Origin of the sequence: Methanobrevibacter sp. (genome assembly GCF_045541095.1) — an archaeon.
Taxonomy (GTDB): domain Archaea; phylum Methanobacteriota; class Methanobacteria; order Methanobacteriales; family Methanobacteriaceae; genus Methanocatella.
Genome location: NZ_JAZQIJ010000209.1, coordinates 1 through 2,079, shown reverse-complemented (window position 1 = coordinate 2,079; position 2,079 = coordinate 1). Strand labels below are relative to the sequence as shown.

The window sequence follows — 2,079 nt, the reverse complement described above, 5'->3', positions numbered from 1 at the left end:
AAGGTACCAATGAAGTAGGCAATATACATTAAAATAATGAATGAGTCAAATACGCTGTCGGTTTCAAAGCCGATTGTGTATCCGGAATTAACCATTGCCAAGGTAATCAAAACAATGAAATATAAACCCCACATTAACAGTGGCCCGAGGTAATATTGACTAGAAATATACTTAACGTTTTTATCATATGAATTCTCACAGGCCTTTTCAAATTCAGCCTCATACTCCTTTTTGTTATATGGGATTTTGTCAGCTATATCACTGATTTTAGATAGAAATAACTGGTTTAGCATTCCGTATGTCTTTTTAGCTCTGAAAAATATTTCTACAATTTTCTTCATTCTCAAAATTATGATCATGGAAATAATAGCAATCATTACCAAGAAGAATATCGCATAAGACGTATCAATCAATGCTATTTCATATACGACTGCTATGAATGTAACGGGAATCAGTATTAACTGTTCGAGTATTATCACTAAAAATCCCTGTTCTGAGGACATACCCCTGGTTGACCGTGTAGTTAGCCCTGAAATTTTAAATTGAGCAATTTCCTCATCAGGCAGGTTCATCAGGATATGAAATATTTTCTCACGGATTTTATATGCTGCATTTGAAGCCACTCTTGTTGAAAGTAAAGAAACCGCATAAAGGGCAATCATAGAAATGACTGTATATATTAACATGTATAATCCGGACCTGAAAAGCAAATCGATATTCTGTTCTTTAACTCCTGTCAAAGCAACACTGAACAGATCAATTATTTCCATTTGAAAGAATGTCTGAATGATGATTAAAGCGAAAATAATCAGAATTGTTTTCCATTGGAATTTTAGTGAAACACTCAAAAACTTTTTCATATTATGTAATATAGTTTTTAGATATAAATACATTCCACCATATGAAAAATGAATTACAATCAATTCATTAAATATATTTTTGAACAAATGTACTTTTGAAATGTGAAACGGAATTATACAACTTCTGATTTTTTTAACCGGATTCATGACGGAATTGGTGCAGCAATACCAGAATCAATTCACACAGGTGTTGCACGCTCAAGTATCCTCTTTTTTGAATATCATTATCTACACCTTCTGATTTTAACATCATTATTGTGTATTTTGCATAGACAAAGTTTAAAAAGGATGCTACGCCCCTTCCAACAGCAAGGCCAATCCAGATACCTGTTAATCCCCAGCCAAATACTATTCCAAATAGATAAGTGAAGCTTACAGCAAAAATCAACTCCCTTATGACTGTCCATACCAGACTTGTAGTTCCTCGTCCGATTCCCTGATATAAAAAGCTTGAAGGCATTCCCAAGCCCACAAAAATCAATCCAAAACCGGCTATCCTTAAAAAATTTGCAATTCCAGGAATCAAGGAAGCAGTTTCAGGAGTATATGCGAAAATTAATGATAACTGCGGTGCGAATATTACCAAAACAAGCATGACTGTTGCTGACATGGCCATTGCAAATTTAGTACTGAAAGTGTGTGCCCTTGAAAGATATTCCCAATTTTTCGCTCCGAATGCACTTCCGCTAACAGCTGAAACAGCGATAGAAATGGCAGTTGAAGGTAGAATTCCCATTAAATATAATCTTTGAGCGGACATGAATATTGCAATGCCATCAACGCCACCAACTGAGAATATGAACATCAAATAGAAACTCATTGCAACAGGAATTATGAACTTGTCAAAAGATGTAGGAATAGCCACTTTTAAAATGTCTAAAACTATTTTAGATTCAAATTTAAACCCTTTAAAAGTTACATCAACATAAGTGTCTTTTTTAATTAAGATAAAGTACATTATGAAACATGCTGAGGCCAATACACTGACTACTGTTGAAATTGAAGCACCTGCAGAACCCCATCCCAGAACATAGATGAAAATAGGATCCAATACACAATTCATTATTGATGAAACAATGATTGCATACATTGCCCTTTTCATGTCACCTTCACCCCGAAGAATTCCGCTGCATCCAATGGAAAAAATGAATACAAATACGCATAAGAACAGAGGGGTCGCATATCTATTTGCTTCAATTAATGACTGTCCTGAAGCGCC

2 protein-coding genes are annotated in these 2,079 nt (G+C 34.7%); both read right to left on the bottom strand.

Features of this window, described 5'->3' with window-relative positions; translation table 11 throughout:
* Positions 1–860 (bottom strand): ABC transporter transmembrane domain-containing protein (locus ACKI2P_RS08910; RefSeq protein ID WP_407376963.1); only part of this gene is annotated, 860 nt, incomplete at its 3' end.
* 133 nt (positions 861–993) lie between these two features.
* A partial coding sequence (locus ACKI2P_RS08905; RefSeq protein ID WP_407376961.1) for an MATE family efflux transporter occupies positions 994–2,079 on the bottom strand: 1,086 nt, incomplete at its 5' end.